This is a genomic window from Oceanobacillus sp. FSL W7-1304, from assembly GCF_037969805.1.
Taxonomy (GTDB): Bacteria; Bacillota; Bacilli; order Bacillales; family Amphibacillaceae; genus Oceanobacillus; species Oceanobacillus profundus.
Window position 1 is genome coordinate 2323997 of the sequence record NZ_CP150211.1, and the last position, 19484, is coordinate 2343480.

At 37.7% G+C, this 19484-nt stretch carries 20 protein-coding genes and 1 rRNA gene; 7 read left to right on the top strand and 14 right to left on the bottom strand.

Annotation, left to right across the window (positions count from 1 at the left end; genetic code table 11):
• Positions 1-10: 10 nt before the first annotated feature.
• From NYE61_RS11735 to NYE61_RS11780, 10 genes are all read right to left on the bottom strand, one after another.
• Positions 11-619: a DedA family protein gene (locus NYE61_RS11735; protein WP_118889267.1), complete on the bottom strand. Its 609-nt coding sequence runs from the start codon at positions 617-619 to the stop codon at positions 11-13.
• Positions 620-927: 308 nt separating this feature from the next.
• Positions 928-2031 (bottom strand): ABC transporter permease, encoded by a 1104-nt coding sequence (locus NYE61_RS11740; RefSeq protein WP_118889268.1) that lies wholly within the window; start codon positions 2029-2031, stop codon positions 928-930.
• The gene (locus NYE61_RS11745) at positions 2031-3290 is read right to left on the bottom strand and encodes an ABC transporter permease (RefSeq protein WP_118889269.1); all 1260 of its coding nucleotides are present in this window, start codon (positions 3288-3290) and stop codon (positions 2031-2033) included. Before NYE61_RS11745 ends, NYE61_RS11740 begins: the two co-directional genes overlap by 1 nt.
• A gap of 16 nt (positions 3291-3306) precedes the next feature.
• Positions 3307-4239, bottom strand: a complete 933-nt coding sequence (locus tag NYE61_RS11750) for an ABC transporter ATP-binding protein (protein WP_095311944.1) — start codon at positions 4237-4239, stop codon at positions 3307-3309.
• A 133-nt stretch (positions 4240-4372) separates the two neighbouring features.
• Entirely contained in the window at positions 4373-5005 is a 633-nt protein-coding gene (locus NYE61_RS11755; protein ID WP_095311943.1) for a response regulator transcription factor, read from the bottom strand.
• A complete protein-coding gene (locus NYE61_RS11760; RefSeq protein WP_303448257.1) occupies positions 4983-6143 on the bottom strand; it encodes a sensor histidine kinase in 1161 nt (386 codons plus the stop codon). Before NYE61_RS11760 ends, NYE61_RS11755 begins: the two co-directional genes overlap by 23 nt.
• Positions 6144-6286: 143 nt before the next feature.
• Positions 6287-7528: a M20/M25/M40 family metallo-hydrolase gene (locus NYE61_RS11765; protein WP_303448256.1), complete on the bottom strand. Its 1242-nt coding sequence runs from the start codon at positions 7526-7528 to the stop codon at positions 6287-6289.
• A 22-nt stretch (positions 7529-7550) separates the two neighbouring features.
• Positions 7551-7943, bottom strand: a complete 393-nt coding sequence (locus NYE61_RS11770; protein ID WP_303448255.1) for a hypothetical protein — start codon at positions 7941-7943, stop codon at positions 7551-7553.
• A gap of 11 nt (positions 7944-7954) precedes the next feature.
• Positions 7955-8149, bottom strand: a complete 195-nt coding sequence (locus NYE61_RS11775) for a helix-turn-helix transcriptional regulator (protein WP_095311935.1) — start codon at positions 8147-8149, stop codon at positions 7955-7957.
• 1 nt (position 8150) lies between these two features.
• Entirely contained in the window at positions 8151-8456 is a 306-nt protein-coding gene (locus NYE61_RS11780) for a hypothetical protein (RefSeq protein WP_303448254.1), read from the bottom strand.
• Between the two features lie 217 nt (positions 8457-8673).
• Between NYE61_RS11780 and NYE61_RS11785 the strand changes: the two genes are divergently transcribed.
• Complete coding sequence (locus tag NYE61_RS11785; protein ID WP_339315544.1) at positions 8674-9978, top strand: acyl-CoA thioester hydrolase/BAAT C-terminal domain-containing protein; 1305 nt, start codon at positions 8674-8676, stop codon at positions 9976-9978.
• An 80-nt stretch (positions 9979-10058) separates the two neighbouring features.
• Here NYE61_RS11785 and NYE61_RS11790 read toward each other — a convergent pair whose 3' ends face one another.
• Positions 10059-10598, bottom strand: a complete 540-nt coding sequence (locus NYE61_RS11790; RefSeq protein ID WP_240033769.1) for a GNAT family N-acetyltransferase — start codon at positions 10596-10598, stop codon at positions 10059-10061.
• Positions 10599-10678: 80 nt separating this feature from the next.
• Between NYE61_RS11790 and NYE61_RS11795 the strand changes: the two genes are divergently transcribed.
• The 4 genes from NYE61_RS11795 to abc-f all read left to right on the top strand — a co-directional run bounded on the left by NYE61_RS11795 (position 10679) and on the right by abc-f (position 15191).
• A complete protein-coding gene (locus tag NYE61_RS11795; protein WP_303448252.1) occupies positions 10679-11602 on the top strand; it encodes a ketopantoate reductase family protein in 924 nt (307 codons plus the stop codon).
• A gap of 93 nt (positions 11603-11695) precedes the next feature.
• Positions 11696-12163, top strand: coding sequence for a hypothetical protein (locus tag NYE61_RS11800; protein WP_303448251.1), 468 nt, complete (start codon positions 11696-11698; stop codon positions 12161-12163).
• Between the two features lie 668 nt (positions 12164-12831).
• A complete protein-coding gene (locus NYE61_RS11805; RefSeq protein ID WP_303448250.1) occupies positions 12832-13725 on the top strand; it encodes a putative RNA methyltransferase in 894 nt (297 codons plus the stop codon).
• Positions 13725-15191, top strand: coding sequence for an ABC-F type ribosomal protection protein (abc-f, locus tag NYE61_RS11810; RefSeq protein ID WP_303448249.1), 1467 nt, complete (start codon positions 13725-13727; stop codon positions 15189-15191). The genes NYE61_RS11805 and abc-f overlap by 1 nt, the downstream gene beginning before the upstream one ends.
• A 65-nt stretch (positions 15192-15256) precedes the next feature.
• Here the strand turns inward: abc-f and NYE61_RS11815 are convergent, their stop codons facing one another.
• Positions 15257-15868, bottom strand: coding sequence for a class I SAM-dependent methyltransferase (locus NYE61_RS11815; RefSeq protein WP_118889272.1), 612 nt, complete (start codon positions 15866-15868; stop codon positions 15257-15259).
• 274 nt (positions 15869-16142) lie between these two features.
• Here NYE61_RS11815 and NYE61_RS11820 point away from each other — a divergent pair, with 274 nt between their 5' ends.
• Positions 16143-17648 carry a BCCT family transporter gene (locus tag NYE61_RS11820; RefSeq protein ID WP_303448248.1) on the top strand — a complete coding sequence of 502 codons (1506 nt, stop codon included), beginning with the start codon at positions 16143-16145 and terminating at the stop codon, positions 17646-17648.
• Positions 17649-17709: 61 nt separating this feature from the next.
• On the opposite strand, the gene ddlA is transcribed toward NYE61_RS11820, so the two are convergent.
• Positions 17710-18813 (bottom strand): D-alanine--D-alanine ligase, encoded by a 1104-nt coding sequence (gene ddlA / locus NYE61_RS11825; protein WP_095311917.1) that lies wholly within the window; start codon positions 18811-18813, stop codon positions 17710-17712.
• A 247-nt stretch (positions 18814-19060) separates the two neighbouring features.
• Between ddlA and NYE61_RS11830 the strand changes: the two genes are divergently transcribed.
• The gene (locus NYE61_RS11830) at positions 19061-19201 is read left to right on the top strand and encodes a YpzI family protein (protein WP_095311915.1); all 141 of its coding nucleotides are present in this window, start codon (positions 19061-19063) and stop codon (positions 19199-19201) included.
• A 162-nt stretch (positions 19202-19363) separates the two neighbouring features.
• Here NYE61_RS11830 and rrf read toward each other — a convergent pair.
• Positions 19364-19479: ribosomal RNA gene (gene rrf / locus NYE61_RS11835) — 5S ribosomal RNA — on the bottom strand.
• Positions 19480-19484 lie beyond the last annotated feature (5 nt).

A 19484-nucleotide genomic window follows, 5' to 3' on the forward strand; every position in this document is an offset into this window, starting at 1 on the left:
TTTTAATCAATTATTTTTTAAATCGCTTCTTAATAAATAACCAAACCAATACAATGAATAGAACTGCGAGTACTGCATAAACAATATTGGAATAGATATCCATATAACCAACAATTGTTTCCCAAGAATCGCCAACTGCAGCACCAATATTAACGAGAACAACATTCCAAATAAATGTCCCTACCGTAGTTAATGCTAGAAACACCCAAAAGTTCATACGAGCCATTCCTGCAGGCAGAGAAATTAAACTTCTAATTAAAGGGATAAAGCGGCAGAAGAATACCGTCCATACACCATACTTCTCAAACCAAGCGTTTGCTTTATGAATATCCTCTCGGGTAAGTCTGAGAATATGTCCCCACCTGTCCACTATTTTTTCAATTCGATCCACGTTAATGACAAATCCTACTCCATAAAGAACAATCGCTCCTACAACGGAACCAATAGTAGCTGCAATTACTACTCCTAGAATGGTTAAATTCGAATGGGTCGTCATAAATCCGCCAAATGTTAAAATTACCTCAGATGGAATTGGAGGAAAAAGATTCTCTACCATAATTAATAAAAAAATTCCGATGTAGCCAAATTGCTCCATTATACTTGTAATCCAGTTTTCCATTACTTTATTCTCCTATACATCAATATGCTCCTTGCCAGCTAGTTAATAGATTAGCTGAGCGTAATTGTAATTTGATAATCTGCAAATATACTTGCTATAAGACTGCGTACTTAACGCGAATCCAGCATTTTTTGCTTAACTCCAAATCTGCAGTAACTATAATTATATCTTAATGATGAAGCATGTAAATATTAAAAATGTGTTAATTTTGTAGAATAAGTAAGGATTTACATAGGAGCGTAAAAAAGTAGCCATAGTAAAAGATCGACAATCATGAGCTTTCCCTATGGCTTCCTAGCACTAAGTTTTTAACCTTTTCTTCGTTCAACTAAATTAATCCCTACCCCCATACAAATGACTCCAATTAAAAGCATTAGAACTAATGGTAAAGCAATCTCATTCCAGCCTTCATGATAAAATGCAACATTTATCATCGCTTCCATCGCATGTGTTAACGGGAATAAATCAGCGATAAACAAAAGAACCGCATTACTTATTGTTCCTGGTGGCATATAAACCCCACTGATAACTGGAATAATCGGTACAACAGAAGGATAGATCATATAGAACTGCTCTGGTGTCTTCACAAACCCAGTTATTAACATCGCCATACTAACAATACTCAGTGCATAAATCGCAGCTATTACAAGGAGTATAAAGAAATTATTACCTAAATCATAATTCATCACATACTGAAAAATAACAAGCACAACAGCGATTTGAACAAAACCGATTACGAAACTATAGAGCAGGTGTCCCGTATACATTCCTGTCTTGCTCACAGGTGATAAAATCATTCGATTCCAAACTCCACTCACCTTATCTGACAAGACACCGTTCACTTTAAACCCAATTGTGAACATAGCCATAAAAAGCGTAAATCCAAATAGTAACTGAATTCCCATATCATAATTGGATACTTCTCCACCATTCAGTGATTCGGTTTGAATTTGGAATGGCGGATTTTCCAAATAACTCTCCACATCATTTCGAATCTGGTCTATACCCTGTGAACCTGCTGCTGCTTCAATTTGTGCTTCCTCTACAAATACCTTTTGAACGTATTGATCAATCAGTGGTAAGGTCGGGATATCATAGGCTGTAATGAATCGATAATCATGTTCCTTTAAGTTAATTGCTATGTCCCTTCTTCCTTCTGCTACATCTGTACGTGCAGTTTCTTCATCTGCTATCACAAAGTTAAATGACTCATTACGATTTAGTAACGGCTCCCATTTATCCATGATTTCACTAGAATTCGTTTCACTACTAAATATCGCTACGGTCGTTTGTGGCACCATATTACTACTCGTAAAAATAAGTGTTAATGCAATGCTTCCTACCAGAAAAAGAATAACCATCAATGGCTTGCGTTTATCCTTCCTCCATTGCGACTTAAATACTGGGAACATTATGCTCTCCCCCTTCTAGGAAATAGAACTATTCCAATGAGAAGACAGCCAACAAAAAATACAAATAACTTAACCATTGGAATAATTAAAGTCTGAAAATCGCCAAACTGTGTCCACTGCATAAAGACAGACAAGCTTAGCCCATTCGGTGTCCATTCACCTATTTTTTGCAGCCATTCTGGTAACCCTTGAGTTGGAAAAAAGTTCCCTCCAACTGCTGCAAACAGCATGATGACTAAATTAAATGCTCCATTGGCCGCATCTGTATTGTTTATAATTAATGTAATTGTTGTAAACACTGCGGATAGTCCAGCTACTGCTAAAGAGAAGCACGTAATAATGATGATTGCCCCAAACCAAAATGCCATTGCTTTTCCTTCAAACACATCAAGCAGCAAATGACTAACTGTAAACACAATCATTAACTGTAGCCACACGAAGCAAAAGGTAGAAATTGTCTTTCCCATTAAAAAGGAAATCGGGTTACTGTTCGTTAAAATAATCCGATTAAATACACGTTCTCTTTTTTCCGTGGTAGTCTTCATTGCAACGGTAGAAGCTATAAATAGCGCAAACAAAAAACTCATTGCAACTGTAAAATACTGCGAAATACCAAACGACTCGACTCCTTCAATAACTTCCCTTCCTCCTTGGGGTAATATCGGATCCTGTAATTCCCCATCCGTTACACCTTGAAGGGCAAATTGAAAGTTAAGCGTATCGAGATAATTCGAGATGATGTTGTGAATTGTATCCGACTCGGTAGATTGCTCTTCGATTTGGATGGTTAGAGCGTTTTCTGCAGGCTGATCAAGCATAAGCTGGCTAAGAACATCATACGTAAAACCATCTGGAATCTTAACGAACGCATCTAAGTCCCCATTCGCTACTTTTTCCTTTGCATCTACCTCACTTAATTCCCTTGTCGTAATCCATCCACTTAATTCTGGATCACTAAAAAAGGAAGTCATTAAACCGCCGGGTGAAATCGATGATGCCTGTGCTATCATCGCTTCCTTTTCTTCTTCCGATAAATCCATTCCTAAAACTGTTTCCGTAAACTGCTCAAATCCAAGAGACTCATCGTCCTCTAAAACGATTCCTAAGTCAATATCCAACCCTTCTGCATCCTCACCAAACAAATCAGAGAAGGCAAAATTCAAAACAACAATCAATAAAATTGGTGCTAGCAAAGAAATGAGCACTTCTTTACGATCTCTCCAAAAGACAAGTAAATCTTTTCTTAAAAATGAACGCATCCTCCGTTACCTCCTCCTAATCTCTTAATGTTCTACCGGTTAAATGCAAGAAGACATCTTCAAGGCTCGGTGTCTCCATTTGATAATTCGTTAATTGGATCCTTTCACTTTCCGCTGCACGCACCAGGTCACCAAGAATATTAGCACCTTTTTTGCAAATAATTCGGATTCCCTCACTTGTTTCATCAACAAGACGGATATATTCTAAAGACTTGATCTTCTTAATTAGCTCATCACTTGTTTCACTTAAATTGACGCGGATTGTGTCTTCACTCGATAAAATACTTAATAATTCTGCTTTACTTCCAGACGCCACGACTTTGCCATGGTCCATAATATAGACCCGTTTACATAGCTGCTCTACCTCTTCCATGTAATGACTCGTATAAAGTACCGTTGTACCATTTTCTTCATTCAATTTGCGAACCGTTTCAAGAATATGGTTTCTCGATTGTGGATCAATTCCAACAGTTGGCTCATCCAATACAAGGATTTTCGGATTGTGTAACAATGCAGCTGCAATATTCACTCTCCTTTTCATCCCGCCAGAGAATGTTTTCACAAGCTCTTTTTGCCGCTCCTTTAATCCAACCATATCCAGTACATCCTGAATCCGCTGTTCAAGTACATTCTTTTTAACCTTGTAAATTTCTCCGAAAAACTTCAAGTTCTCATAAGCCGAAAGTTCCTCATATAATGCAATTTCTTGCGGTACCACACCAAGCACCTTTCTAATTTCAGCTGGATTTTTTATTGTACTTTTACCATCTAGCTTCACATCACCTGATGTTGGTTTCAGCAAGGAGGATATCATAGAAATTGTAGTTGACTTTCCAGCTCCATTTGGACCAAGCAACCCGACTGATTCTCCTTCATCTAAATAAATGTTAATTTCATCTACGGCTTTCTTGCCCTTATATGTTTTACTTAACTTTATCGTTTCGATCATATGGACACACTCCCTCAATTGGTTGTATTTAAAGCATACAAAAATAAAGACAGCATCACTACTGTCTTTAGTCATTACCAAGTTAATCAGGAATTACTTTAGTCATTTTATTTTGCTAATGACACGTTGTTATTCATACAAGGTTATGTCGTATGGCATAAATAGCTAACTGCGTACGATCCCTTAACTCTAATTTATTCAAAATTTGACTTGTATTATTTTTCACTGTTCCTACCGATAATCCCAATCGTTCCGCAATTTCACTGTTATTAAGCCCCTCACCAATGCACGTTAAAATGGCACGTTCTCGGGGTGTTAAGGAGGGATCGACCGTTTTCTCCACTTGCTTGTTAAGTAATAGCGGCATAACTTTCGCTGCAACCTGGTCCTCTACAGCTAATCCACCTTGCAGGGCACTGCGAATTGATCGAATCAACGAATCTGTATCGGCATTTTTCAGAATATAACCACTAACCCCAATCTTTAGTGCGTCCATGACATACTGATTATTATCAAATGTCGTTAATATTAAAATCCTGGACTTTGGCCAGCGGCTCTGGATTATCCTTGCAGCTTCGATACCATCCATAACAGGCATACGAATGTCTAAAATAACCACATCAAATGACTGCTGCTCACAAAGCTGAATCGCTTCCTTTCCATTGCTTGCTTCCCCTGTTACTCTTATTTCCTCATCTGTCTCTATCATCATTTTTAATCCTTGCCTTACCATCACTTGGTCTTCAGCCAGTAGTATTCGAATCATACACTTCCCCCAGGTCAGCTATTTTTAATAAACCACGGACAATAAATTGTCCATCTGTTTTCTGCACATGTAGCTCGCCACCAGTTTTTTCAATCCGCTCCCGCATGGAAGCTAGACCAAACCCTTCCTGAAATCGATTATCATTTTTTACAGGGTTGTTAATTTCAAAACGGAAAATACTCCCGCCAGGGGCTTCAAACATAACTTCTGCCTCTCTTGCATTACTATGCTTCATGATATTCGTCAATGCTTCCTGTACCGAACGGTAGATGACAAATGACTGTTCTCCCGTAAGTGGTGCCGCAAATGCACCATGCTTAACTGAAAAATGAATGCGAATAAAGCTTTCTGTTTCCAATTTACGAATCAAACGTAAAACTCCGGCAAGCCCACCAACATCTTTACTTTTTAACATTTTTACTGCATTTCGTGTTTCTTCCAGGCTTTGATTCGCAAGCTCCTTCAACGATTCAATTTGCGATTTATCATCTTCTGCTGCTTGTAATCGAAATACTTCAAGCTGCATAAGAAGGGCTGTAAGCTTGTGACCGACAGAATCATGGATTTCATGACCAATTAGAACACGCTCTTCCTGCCTTGCTAATTCTTCATCCGATGAAAGACGTCTCTTCACACTTCGATATTCACTGAGCAAAGCGTCATATCGAGCACGTAGGTCATCATTTTGATACTTTGTTTGCTTATACTTAAAGCTTGCAATTAATAAAAATATAAAGTATATCACGATAAAACCTGTTGTAAAGATAGAGAGTTCTGCAGATAAAAGCAAAGCAATAATCCCTGCCATACCGACCATTACAACAACGCTAACTTGTCGGAAATTCAAGTAGTAACAGGCTTCACCAATAAGCAGAGAAAGAATCAGGATAAGAAAAGGATTAAATCCGTCCCCCTGTGACGGGAATAAAGTAATTACCGCAATACATGTATTCAGGCTGAGCAGAATCATTGTAAATACCGGTTTGTTTGTTACCAATGGCATAACAAAAAAAATGACAAAATAGATTGCAACACCGAGTAAGCGCCATAGTAATTCAACCATACTTACAGAGAAGAATGCTAAAGCAAATATCCATGGACTAATATTAAATAATAGCCATATCCAATATACTTTCATATACGTGTTCCTTTCCTATTTCTGAGGTTATCGTATCAAATTGCGAATTAGAAAACAAATGAGGGAATACATATAAAATAGGGATATGAAATCCATAGTGATTCATATCCCTAAAAGCTATTTTCACTCTATAACAAAGACTCTTAATCGTTTTTCGCTATAACAGGAAGTAAAGGCTCACAAACATCCTTTACGCCTACCAAACCTAAAATCAATGTAAAGCTTTTTTGAATTGCGCGGTGACCATCTGTTGGATCATACCACTCTTCCAGTGTATGTGCTCCTCCAGCATTTCCACCAGTCCCAGTGGTAATAGCGGGGATCTCCAGGCTCATCGGATAATTCGCATCCGTACTACTTGGCTGTCCAAGTCGTGGGTCACCATCTACTGATTCGATTGCAGCCCAAGCCGCTTGCACAATAACAGCATCAGATGGTTGACTTGCAGGCGGCCGGTTACCGAACCGCTCCATTTCTACTGTAAGATCTTCACTTTTCCATCGCTTATTCTCTTCGTCACACGCATTTCTTACAATCTCTAAAAACGCTTTATCTAATTTGTCGAGTTCCTGCTGATCATTTGAGCGCAAATCAACAAGCATACTAGCTTCCTGAGCAATTGCATTTACCGATGTCCCTCCACGAACCTCGCCAACTGTAAAGGTTGTTTTGGGATTTGCTTTCGTTTCCAATTGAGCTATCGCTGCAATAGCTCTGCCCAATCCATGTGTTGCACTGGGAGAGCCAAAATCTGCAAAACTATGACCGCCAGAACCTTTGTATGTAATTTGATAACGGTAGCTTCCAGTACCCAAATACGTAATAACATTCATATTCGGTCCATCAATGGATATATATCCGTCTACCATGTTTTCTTGAAAAAATGCTTTTACACCGCGGAGATCGCCAGCGCCTTCCTCTCCAACCGTTCCACCTATGATAATATCTCCAATTGTAGAAATCGATGACGCATTAAGTGCACGAATGATTGCCAATACCTCTGCCAATCCCCTCGTATCGTCTCCAATTCCTGGTGCATATAATTTCCCACCTTTATCTGTTACCGTTGTATCTGTACCTTCTGGAAAGACAGTATCTAAATGGGCCGAAACAAACAACTTCGGTCCATTTCCAATTCCAGGCCGGACCCCAAATACATTCCCTTCTTTATCCATTTTGACATCTTTCAGTCCAAGCCTTTGTAGGCGTTTCTTGAAATCTTGAGCCCGAATCTCTTCTTGAAATGGCGGTGCTGGGATTTCTGTAAGCTGAATTTGCTCAGAAACCGTATTTTCATGATCCGATTCTATGAATTTATATGTTCGGATTACTCTTTCATCTGCCACTAATTTCTCATAAGTGTCTCGTACTTTTGGTGATAACATATTATTTCCTCCTTTAAATACATCACTTGAATTTTTTCGCATAGATAAATTCAGTTATTGGCAATATAACAAATGTGAGACCGACTAAAATGAGAAGTGGATAATTCGTAATCTGATTGAAATTGCCAGTCCCCTCTGAAATGAATAAAATGAGACTTGCAAGAACCATTAATACAAAATATCCTATTCTTGCACTTTGTGCCATTATATGAAAATCCATTTCATCTTTTTTTCCGGCTCCTTCATGATTTCCCCACGTTAGAATGTTAAAAATGAATGATAATGCAATGAACGTAAAAAATATCTGGCCTGCATCAAGGGCTTCAAAACGCACCCAGTTATATACAATAAATCCTGCGAATATACAAAAAACGGAGATACTAACAATAAGCATAAACTTCTTTGTTCTATCCATATCCCTTCACCTCATTTACTAGGTATAAATAATTCATCTACGGTAACCTCTAACTGTTTTGCAATATCAAATGCTAATTGTAAACTGGGATCATATTTATTGTTTTCAATCGCATTAATCGTTTGTCTAGAAACCTTACATAGTTTAGCTATTTCCTCTTGAGATAGCTTTTTTGCTTTTCTTAGTTGCCGAATGTTATTTTCCATATTAATTCCCATATTTCCTTTTGTTATATAGTAGTGTTACAAGGTATACGATAGAAATGATTACAAGAAATATAAAAGGACTCATTCCTTCTACGGTCTGCCCTTTTACACTAACCATGTATATAGACATACCAATTTCTATTAGTAAAACTCCTACTATAATCGCGAATGTATACGACATAGCTTTTGCTTTGATAAAACTTTTCCGTTCGTCCCCTTGCTTCGCTAACGAATAGAGTAGCATACCAATAAGCAAAACCATCAATAACAAAAAGCCAAAGAAGATAATTAAAATAAACCAATCCATTATAATCGCCACCTTGATTCATTGAATGTAAAAAGTATTTGACATTTATAATTATAAAACTTTTCAAACATATGTCAAATACTTTTTACATATGTTTATAAAGCAATGAACTTTAATAATCTCTTCTTGAATATGCTTGAGATAAGAAAGCGTTTAGGATAGAATAATTACTGAATTGAATGATAATTTAAAATTTAGATGTGAAAGGAAAATATAAATGACTAAATTAGCCACCAAAGCACCTCAATTTATTATCACTCCACAGATTGCTCTTGTAGATGAACCCTTACAAATCCGATTATCAGGCTGTAACCCAAAACAAACTGTCAAGATACAGGCAAGAAGTACAGACGGGAATCGTAATCCATTTGAATCCTATGGATTTTTTCAAACAGATGAACAAGGTGTTATTGACCTAAGTAAACAAAAGCCTATAAGCGGTACATACGAGGCAATCGATTCCATGGGACTATTGTGGTCCATGAAATTGGATGATCCAAAAAAACATGCATTATTCACAAAGTCTAAATCTACCCCTTTCACGGTGACAATCACCGCTGAATTAAATGGGGATATCATTGCAAGTGTGGATGTTATTCGGGCGTTTGCAGCACCTCACGTATCGAAAACCCAGGTTGACGAGCAAGGAATGATTGGATCACTTTATCAACCAACTGGTCCTGATTCTCATCCGGGAGTACTTATACTAGGTGGGTCGGATGGCGGTATGCGGGAAAGCGCTGCGGCCCTACTTGCTTCCCATGGTTATGCTGCTTTTTCATTAGCGTATTTTGGTATAGAGGATGTTCCGGAAGACTTGGTTAACATTCCGCTTGAATACTTCGAAACAGCTATACACTGGTTACAACAGCAGCCTCATGTCCATGCAAATAAAATTGCTGTGGTCGGCTTCTCACGAGGTGGAGAGCTTGCACTACAATTGGGGACAATGTTTCCTGAAATTAAAGCAGTTGTTGCTGGTTCACCAAGCGGAGTTCGCTATGCTGGTTTACGAAACTTTATGGGAGTACCTGACCCTGCTTGGACCTATGAAAATAAGCCATTAATCTATTTACAGCCGAAGAATAGTGTTTCTTCTTTTTTTAGCTATTTTTCCAAGTTGTTGACTCGTAAACCAATATCCAACCTCTCTGTATTTCATAACACCTTAAAAAATAAAGGACAGATTGATGCAGCACGCATTCCAGTTGAAAGAATCCAAGCACCTATCATGCTAATATCGGGGGGAGATGATCAATTATGGCCTTCCTCTCTATTTTCCAACATGATTATGGAACGCCTCACAGAGAAAAATCACCCGTACCCAAATGTCCATCTGCACTATAAAGACGCAGGCCATTTTCTATGCTTTCCGTTTACTTTTCCTTCTATGCCACCAGAGGTTTTGCTTTCAAATGGACCGTTTACCCTAACATTTGGCGGGAGTGCAAATGCTAATGCTCAAGCTGCTAAAGACTCTTGGCCTAAAATACTAGCATTTTTAGATGAGTCCTTAAGCTAAAATAGTTTTAAATATTTTCTTAGGTAGCTTGAAGACAAAGCTACCTTAAAGTTATTACTAATTCTCGACCGTATAATAAGCTAAATGGACCGGTTAAATTCTATTAACCAGCAATCTCGTAGCTCACCTTCATGAAATTCATGCTTAGGTAAGATTCTAACTTTTTTAAATCCGCATTTTTCATAACATCTTATAGCTCGTGAATTTGTTCGTTGAGGGTCCATTATAACTCTATCAGCTCGCTTTTTCTCAAGTAAATAGTCTACCATTGAACGAACAAGTAATGTTCCAATTCCTTTATTCCAATATTCGGGTTCACCAATGAACTGATCCATTCCATAAGTAATTTCTTCCTGACTATAATCATGTATTGTACTTGTTTTATTATTTACTTGATAAAATTGTATGTAGCCGATAGCTTTTGCTTTATATACAACAATGCATTTAACAACACCGTCATCCAGATTATAAAAATCATTATTGACTTTCTTTAGATCAAAAGGATTGTCCCTTCCTTCATAAAATTCAAGAACAGTAACGTTTGAAAGCCATCTAACCAACAAATGATTATCATTTGTTTGTAATGGACGAACCATTATATTCCCTTTTTCAAAAATCACGGTTTCACCCTCTTTTTTTGAATTATGAATATTTATGCTATACTAATTATAATTGAAAACATTGAAAAGCGGGGAATAAGATGAAAAAAATCCAGTCTGTTGCTTTAATAGGTTTAGGTGCAATCGGCGCTGCTTACGGTAGCAAATTACATACATTATTAGGCAGCGATTTTACAGTTGTCGCAAGCAAGGATAGAATTAACCGCTACACAGCTAACGGACTAGATGTAAATAACACGATGTTTCATTTTAATTATAAAACGCCCGAGACAAATGCTGATCCTGTAGACCTCGTTATTTTTGCTGTGAAAAATGACCAGCTCGAACAGGCTCTTACTGATATGAAATACTATATTGGCCCAGATACAATTATTCTATCACTCTTAAACGGAATATCTAGTGAAGAGGAAATCTATAATCGTAAACAAAATAACCATATCTTATACAGCATGTGTGTTGGTATCGATGCAGTAAGAAGAGATAATCGTATTCGCTTTTCTAGTATCGGAAAAATCTGCTTCGGAGATAAGGATCGAGGCCTCTCGAAGGATGTTCTTGCCGCAAAAGATTTGTTTGAACGCGCCGGTATTCCTTATGAGATACCAGAAGACATCTGGCATACAATTTGGGCAAAATTCATGTTTAACGTTGGTATTAACCAAGTTTCTGCCGTATTACGTGCACCTTATAAATATTTTCAGGAGGTACCTTCACTCCACGAGTGGATGGAACAGGCGATGTACGAGGTTGTTGCCATCTCACAAAAGGTTGGTGTGAATCTGACAGAAGCAGATGTCCATAGCTATCGACCAATTTTAATGAAGCTATCACCAGATGGGCAAACCTCTATGCTTCAGGATATTGTAGAAGAACGTAAAACCGAAGTGGAGTATTTCGCTGGAAAAGTGTGTGAGCTTGGTAGAAAGTATGGCATTCCAACGCCAATTAACGACCAGCTTTATCAGTTGATCCTAATCATTGAGGATATGGCAAGCATAAAATAACTACTGATAATTATAGTAGTAGCAACTAATCAAACGTTTGATTAGTTGCTACTGCCTTTTTACCCATTCGATTTGGAAAAGGAGCATCCAAGCATGACACAGTATATTTATATCGCTTCACCCATGAGATTACCTGTTGGTACGTTCGGTTTAAACCCAATCTCACCAGAACAACCAAACGTATTCGCAAGTGAGTTGGATTTTACACATTTACATTTTGAAAATAATTATGACAGTGAAAGCAAGGAACGTTTTTCCTACAGCCCTCACTTTTCTTTCAAACACCAAGTAACAACTACGAATAACTCGCTACCATTAAAGCACGAGTGGATCTCGACCAAACAATGGAATAGAAAAGAGTTTGAAAGGAAATGCTTAGCATTGCTCTATTCGTATTTGGAGAAAGCTGTTGGAACTGCATATGTCGGTGAATATTTCACCAGTATAAATGGAGAAGAGCATCTGCCGATTTCTGTAAAGCGTAAGAAACACTGGAAAGATATCAAGAAGCCCGATGACCTTATTATAGAGGATCGGGAATTCTGGGAAATCACCTTATAGAGGATGTTCAAAAAGTCGGTGAAAATGACACATCGAGAACAGAGGACCATTGACTAACTCTTCCAACACGTCCTGTTGCACACGTTGAAGTCACCACATCCTATGAAGCTCGTTGACTTGCTTTTTGAACTCGCACTTCTAAGAAAAAGTCGCTCCCCCTCTTTTTGACATTTACTCCTAGAAGTTCTATAATTAATATGATACGATAACAACTAATTTAAGGAGGATGGTTAAAAAATGCATTCAATCAGATTACGTTCCCTAACTTTGAACTAAGTAATTTAATACGTTCAAAGACTCTGTTTGTATAGACAGGGTAAAGGGATTAGTCTGTCCTTTTTTAATCATCTTCATTTTGTATAATATATAGATAGGATGTAGAAAGGTGGGTTTATTCTGCCTTTCTTTATTTTTGTACTCTTTCAATGGAAAATTTGGTATCAGATACGCATCTGTAAATTTGTCATTCACATTTGTTAATGCCTATTTGGCACCTATGTGGCAAGCAAGTTTCCTTCTGGTAATTTCTTTCCATAATAGAAAGAGTCATTTCGTGGACAGCTATCTTAGCTTAACTCCTAACTGAATAAGGACGGGGCTTCTTCCCTTTACTCTAAATCACAGGCAGACTGCCTGTGATTTTTTTATTGGAAAGGATGAGGTAAAACATGACTAAAAAAATGAAAACCGCAAAACGCGTCCATCAATATAACACTGCATTCCAGTGTCCAATTTGTCAAAGCGCTATGGAAGTTATCGACCCGAAGAGCTTCGTATGTTCCAAAAACCACACATTTGATTTTGCCAAACAAGGTTATATCAATATGCTGACACATCAAGTTACTAGTCCGTATAGCAAGGAATTGTTTGAAGCAAGACAAAGAATTATTACAAATAGCAGCTTATACACTATGCTGCATGACACTATCGCGCATGTAATTAATCAACAACCACGCACATCAGCTGCTTCTCTGATGGTAGCAGATCTAGGTTGTGGAGAAGGATCTCATTTACAAGCAATTTTAGATAAGTGTATGCAGCCTAAAATTACTGGTGTTGGTATTGATATATCAAAAGAAGGAATTATTATGGCAGCAAAAAATCATGATACACCTACATGGCTTGTCGCGGATTTGGCCAAATCGCCACTTGCCGACAAAGCATGTTCCTTTATTTTAAATATCCTGTCGCCAGCTAATTATCGGGAATTCAAACGGATTTTAACGCCTGGCGGACTCGTTATCAAAGTAGTTCCCGGACCTAACTATCTCCGTGAATTACGAGAGATGCTTTCCCAAAAAACAAAGCATCACAATACAGAAACAGTAGATTTATTTAAAAGGCATTTTGACTTATTAGAAGTCATCCGTGTACAGGATACAGGAGAGCTTCATCAAACAGCGCTTGAAGATTTGGTCCGTATGACGCCACTAACTTGGACTTCCAATCAAGCACAAATCAAGCAATTTTATAGGCAGGATGCAGCTGCAATCACAATTGACTTAGAAATATTAATCGGCACAAATGCATTAACCAGAAATTATATAGGGGGTAAAGCATAATGGAAAAAGTATGTTTGGAACTAGAAAATATAGAACTCACCTTTTTTGATAAAGTCATCTTGGATATACCAAGACTAGCAGTACACCAATTTGATCGAATTGGCATTGTTGGTAAAAACGGAGCTGGAAAAAGTACATTATTAAAGCTCCTTCACGGACAAATTCAACCGGACAGAGGAGATGTGCATCGCTTTTCCGATTTTGGCTATTTCGACCAGTTGGCGGAACCAGTTGAAAAGGAGACGGACTATGAACTATTAGGGAAACTAGCCGTCCCTTCAACTGATATTCGTTATCTAAGCGGTGGAGAACAGACTCGTATGAAACTTGCCCAGCTGTTCTCCACGTATCATGAAGGACTATTAATTGACGAGCCGACTACGCATCTTGACACAACTGGAACAACTTTCTTTATCGATGAGTTAACGTATTATTACGGAGCACTTGTACTTGTAAGCCATGACCGCTTTGTCTTAGATAAGCTTGTAACAAAAATCTGGGAAATTGAAGACGGAAAAGTAACCGAGTATACAGGAAATTTTTCAGATTATGTAGCGCAAAAGGAGCTCCAGCATAAACAGCAGCAAGAACAGCACGAAAAATATGTGAAAGAGAAAAATCGTCTCTTAAAAGCTGCTGAAGAAAAGATGAAGAAGGCAGAAAAAATAACAGATGCTAATAAGCGGATGGCAAAAAAGGATACAAAGGCAATGGCAAATCGAATGTTCGAAACAAAATCAAAAGGAACCAGTCAAAAAGCGGTTCAACGGGCAGCTAAAGGTATCGAACAACGTGTGGAACAGCTTGAAGCGGTGGACGCTCCAGAAAAGGAACGCTCCCTACATTTCCATCAAACAGCCGCACTCAAGCTTCATAACAAGTTTCCGATTATGGCAGATCGATTAACATTGGAAGTTGGAAATAACAGGATTCTTAAAGAGGCGAGCTTTCAATTCCCATTAGGCAGTACAATCGCAATTACTGGAAAGAACGGCTCAGGAAAAACAACTTTACTCCAACATATTATACAGCATGGCGAAGGAGTAAGCCTTTCTCCTAAAGCTGTGATTGGGGCTTATCACCAAATGAGCTACCAATTCGAAAAGGCTGAAACAGTCCTCGCCTATATGAAGGATAAAAGTGACTACAATGAAAGCAAGATTCGTGCAGTGCTTCATGCCATGAATTTTACAGGCAATGATCTGAAAAAGAAAACTTCTGCGTTAAGTGGTGGTGAAGCCATTCGACTGGTATTATGCCAGCTTTTCTTAGGAAGATACAATATACTCATTTTAGATGAGCCAACTAATTTTCTTGATATTTTTTGTATTGAAGCACTAGAGCGATTTTTAAAGGCATATGAAGGAACGGTTATCCTTGTCTCACATGACCGTACATTTACAGAGCGCGTTGCTGATACAGTCTATGTCCTAGAGGATCAGCAGCTGAAATTAACCGATCTTTAACGTTAACTATTCGAAAACGCTGCTCACCAAAAAGAGCTAAGAAGATTCTTAGCTCTTTTTCCAACTTAATTGCCAGCTCGATAAATGAGAAAACGTTCATATGGATTCGCTTCATATAGTCCAGGCAACTGGATTTCTTGTTTCAATTCAAATATTGTCTTATCCTCTAGAAAATACACATAATCTTCATGTGCATAGTATAGAATTAACTCTACCTCTCGATTCGATTCTTCAATTGAACGTAAAATCCGATTAATCACCTTCTGAAATATTTGAACGGAAAATGGATTAAAAAAGTAAAATCGATTATCCATGGGATCGATAATATATTCTTCTGCCAAGCAGCAAATAAACTCAATTGTATCCTTCCTATTATTCGTATGCTGCAAATACTTTCTTAGGTTGACAATCGATTCCTGATAGAAATTTTCATCCATTTCAATCCCCTTCACAGATGCACGATAAAAATGATGGATATAGAAGTTCAACCTCCCTTTCCCACACCCATAATCCACAAAATGATCTTGTTCACTCACCTCATATTGCTGAAACAGTATTTCAAGTGCATGGTACGGTGTTGGTTCATACGGATTATACTGAATCGAGTCCGGGAAAGACAATTTCTTCTCTGGACCCGTCCGTACATGTAATAATTTATCAAATTTATAATCTATCATAAGCCCTTCTCTTTTCTAAAAATTAGGTTATTATCCGAATTTAATTAGCAGCAGTAATCTTGCTTTGCAATTAAATGAAAAAATTAAATTTTAAAAAACTCAAACTTCCCCTTCTATCATACATATAACCGTTAATCATTGCCAATCCTATCAGTAGATAACGAAATCTTAAATTGTGAACTTTCCTTATTTAGGGTTTCATTATTTTTCAAAACGGGTATAATAATCCGTATGCTTATTACACATATGTCAAATTTATTCTTAGGGGGGAATCATGAAGCGTATTTCAAAGGTTTTTTACATAGCTGTAGCGTTAGTTATTATTTCTGTTATTCTGGGAGCATCATTTCCTACCCAGTTTGAACAAATAACAAATAATGTTAAAAATTTTGTTTCTACAACTTTTGGTTGGTATTATATGCTGCTCATGTCAGCATTAGTTATCTTTGCAATCATTATTGCATTTAGCCCTTATGGGAGAATTCGTCTTGGAAAAGATCATGAAAAACCGGATTTTTCTACAGGCTCTTGGATTGCCATGCTATTCTCAGCTGGTATGGGAATTGGTCTTGTCTTTTACGGATCTGCAGAACCTCTTTTCCACTATGTTTCAAATGCTCCAGAAGCAGAGCTTGGCACTGCAGAGGCCTTTAAAGAAGGTTTAGCGTATTCTTACTTTCATTGGGGTCTTCATGTATGGGCAATGTATGGTATTGTCGCGCTTGCACTTGCCTTCTTTCAATTTCGAAAAGGTATGCCTGGATTAATTTCTTCTACACTAAGGCCTTTATTTGGAGACCGTATGAATGGTCCATTAGGTACATTAATCGATGTACTAGCTGTTTTTGCTACCGTATTCGGTGTAGCGACCTCACTTGGATTTGGTGCAGTTCAAATTAACGCTGGATTATCACATTTATTCGGAGTTGAAATTGGATTTATTCCACAGCTAGTTATTATTTTAATCGTAACCGTATTATTCATGATGTCAGCTTGGTCTGGTTTAAGTAAAGGAATCAAATATTTATCCAACTTAAATATGATTCTTGCTATACTAGTCTTTATTGTTGTGGTTATTCTCGGGCCGACATTACTCATTCTAAATATGTTTACAGAAACATTAGGCCTTTATATACAAAAAATTGTGCAAATGAGCTTTAAAACAGCCCCACTTGAAGGTGATAATCGTGGATGGTTAGATTCGTGGACCATCTTCTACTGGGCATGGTGGATCTCATGGGCGCCGTTTGTAGGAATGTTTATCGCACGAGTATCCCGGGGACGTACTATCCGTCAATTTCTTATGGGCGTTATGGTCATCCCTACGTTAGTTGTTTCTGTTTGGTTTGCAGCATTTGGAACAACAGCTGGTAACGTTCAAGATAATGGAACAAACATTGCACAATTTGATACAGAGTTGGTATTGTTTAACATGTTTGATCAGTTACCACTCTCATTCCTTTTATCGATCCTTGCAATATTATTAATTGCATCATTCTTTATTACATCAGCCGATTCAGCAACCTTTGTTTTAGGAATGCAATCAACTCGCGGTTCCTTAACTCCACCAAACAATGTAAAAATTATTTGGGGCGTATCCCAGTCAACAGTAGCATTAATTTTGCTCTATGTTGGTGGTCTAACAGCATTACAAAACACAATCATTATTGCTGCATTACCATTTTCCTTTGTCATGATTCTAATGGGAATTGCGTTATACAAAGCGCTTAATGCAGAAGTCAGGTTAATGACCAAGAAGAAGGCCTTACAGAAGAAATAGAATTAAAAAACCCCTTAAAGAGCGGAAACTCTTAAAGGGGTTTTTTAATTTGCTAATGGGTTTATTTATCCTCAAAAGAGCTATTTAAAAACGAATCACGTTGGTGTCGCTCTAAAGCCAAATTAATTAGTTTATCAATTAGCTGACTATATGGTATACCACTTAGCTCCCATAGTTTTGGATACATACTTATTTTGGTGAATCCAGGTATTGTATTAATCTCATTAATTACAATTTCATTGTCTTTTGTTAAGAAAACATCGACCCTTGCCATTCCATCACAATTTAATGCTTTAAATGCTTTTATCGCCACTTCTTGTATTTGCTTTGTTACATCTTCACTTAGCTGGGCCGGAATCTCAAGTGCTGCTCCGCTTTCATCAATGTATTTAGCTTCATAAGAATAAAAGTCAGCTGTTGCGACAATCTCTCCAGGTATTGATGCAATTGGATTTTCATTTCCCAAAATAGAACACTCAATTTCCCTACCTTGAATTGCTTCCTCAATCAATATTTTGTGGTCATAGTTAAAGGCACTTGCGACGCCTTTTTCAAATTCTTCCTGTGTCTGCACTTTACTCACACCAACAGATGACCCCTGATTAGCTGGTTTAATGAACAAAGGGAGATTTAATTGCTGTGTAATTTCATCAAATGAAATACTATTTTTTGACGCCCATGTATACGTATATGAATTGGCAACCGTTAAACCCGCTTCTCGAAGTAATCGTTTGGCAATATCTTTATCCATACTTATTGCTGAGCCTAACACATTTGAACCAACAAAAGGAATATTGGCCATTCGCAGCATCCCTTGAATACTTCCATCCTCTCCTAAAGTTCCATGGAGAATGGGAAAAATTACATCTAATTGACCTAATGCTTCCATTCCCTCTCTATTTACAAGTTGATTTTCAGTTTCACCGGGTACCACAGCAATTCCTTTATTTGTTTTATTTAATGCTATTAATTTTGGATCCTCAGCATTCAAAAGAAAATGGGAAGCATCATTTAAATGCCATTTCCCTGATTTATCAATTCCAATTAACACAACATCGTATTTCGAAGGATCAATTGCTTCCATCACGTTTTTAGCTGATTGTAAAGAAACTTCATGCTCCGCAGACTTTCCCCCAAATAATAAACCTAACTTTTTCTTCACCATATATTCCCTCCAAAATGTTCTTTAGTCGATATTTATTTTCATATCATTATAGTTATGTAAACACATTTGAAAAATTTATTTACCAAATTAATTGTATCACCCATTCTATTTTTGCACAAAATCTCCTAACAAAGAAAATATTTTCATACTTATCCAATTTGAATGATATTTAAGTATATCGAGTAGATAATGAAGTCATGAATAAAAGTCTCAAAATCGCTAATGTTAATGTTGGGTGGTGCTAATTATGGGAAGAGACCGCCAAGAAAAGAAATTGAGAGAAAGCGGACGCGTAGAATCTGATCGAGATGTGGGACTTCGCTATAAAGGAGCAACAAAAATGTCTAGTCCTGAAGAAGCTAGAAGACTAAATGATGGAAGAAAGTAGAATAAAGAACAATAGCGATGCCACCTTGATTTACTACGGAGGAGTCTCGCTACGGATTTAGCACTTTGTGGTCATGATCGAGGTAACTAAGTCATCCACAGCTTTTATACACCAAAACACAAAAACCCCAGTATATGCAATTATATACTGGGGTTTTCATTGGCCTGGCGGCGTCCTACTCTTGCAGGGGCAAAGCCCCAACTACCATCGGCGCTGAAGAGCTTAACTTCTGTGTTCGGCATGGGAACAGGTGTGGCCTCTTCGCTATTGCTACCAGACAATC

Coding starts and splice junctions, on each gene's coding strand:
- NYE61_RS11735 (WP_118889267.1), bottom strand. CDS start 619: ATGGAAAACTGGATTACAAGTATAATGGAGCAATTTGGCTACATCGGA.
- NYE61_RS11740 (WP_118889268.1), bottom strand. CDS start 2,031: ATGTTCCCAGTATTTAAGTCGCAATGGAGGAAGGATAAACGCAAGCCA.
- NYE61_RS11745 (WP_118889269.1), bottom strand. CDS start 3,290: ATGCGTTCATTTTTAAGAAAAGATTTACTTGTCTTTTGGAGAGATCGT.
- NYE61_RS11750 (WP_095311944.1), bottom strand. CDS start 4,239: ATGATCGAAACGATAAAGTTAAGTAAAACATATAAGGGCAAGAAAGCC.
- NYE61_RS11755 (WP_095311943.1), bottom strand. CDS start 5,005: ATGATTCGAATACTACTGGCTGAAGACCAAGTGATGGTAAGGCAAGGA.
- NYE61_RS11760 (WP_303448257.1), bottom strand. CDS start 6,143: ATGAAAGTATATTGGATATGGCTATTATTTAATATTAGTCCATGGATA.
- NYE61_RS11765 (WP_303448256.1), bottom strand. CDS start 7,528: ATGTTATCACCAAAAGTACGAGACACTTATGAGAAATTAGTGGCAGAT.
- NYE61_RS11770 (WP_303448255.1), bottom strand. CDS start 7,943: ATGGATAGAACAAAGAAGTTTATGCTTATTGTTAGTATCTCCGTTTTT.
- NYE61_RS11775 (WP_095311935.1), bottom strand. CDS start 8,149: ATGGAAAATAACATTCGGCAACTAAGAAAAGCAAAAAAGCTATCTCAA.
- NYE61_RS11780 (WP_303448254.1), bottom strand. CDS start 8,456: ATGGATTGGTTTATTTTAATTATCTTCTTTGGCTTTTTGTTATTGATG.
- NYE61_RS11785 (WP_339315544.1), top strand. CDS start 8,674: ATGACTAAATTAGCCACCAAAGCACCTCAATTTATTATCACTCCACAG.
- NYE61_RS11795 (WP_303448252.1), top strand. CDS start 10,679: ATGAAAAAAATCCAGTCTGTTGCTTTAATAGGTTTAGGTGCAATCGGC.
- NYE61_RS11800 (WP_303448251.1), top strand. CDS start 11,696: ATGACACAGTATATTTATATCGCTTCACCCATGAGATTACCTGTTGGT.
- NYE61_RS11805 (WP_303448250.1), top strand. CDS start 12,832: ATGACTAAAAAAATGAAAACCGCAAAACGCGTCCATCAATATAACACT.
- abc-f (WP_303448249.1), top strand. CDS start 13,725: ATGGAAAAAGTATGTTTGGAACTAGAAAATATAGAACTCACCTTTTTT.
- NYE61_RS11815 (WP_118889272.1), bottom strand. CDS start 15,868: ATGATAGATTATAAATTTGATAAATTATTACATGTACGGACGGGTCCA.
- NYE61_RS11820 (WP_303448248.1), top strand. CDS start 16,143: ATGAAGCGTATTTCAAAGGTTTTTTACATAGCTGTAGCGTTAGTTATT.
- ddlA (WP_095311917.1), bottom strand. CDS start 18,813: ATGGTGAAGAAAAAGTTAGGTTTATTATTTGGGGGAAAGTCTGCGGAG.
- NYE61_RS11830 (WP_095311915.1), top strand. CDS start 19,061: ATGGGAAGAGACCGCCAAGAAAAGAAATTGAGAGAAAGCGGACGCGTA.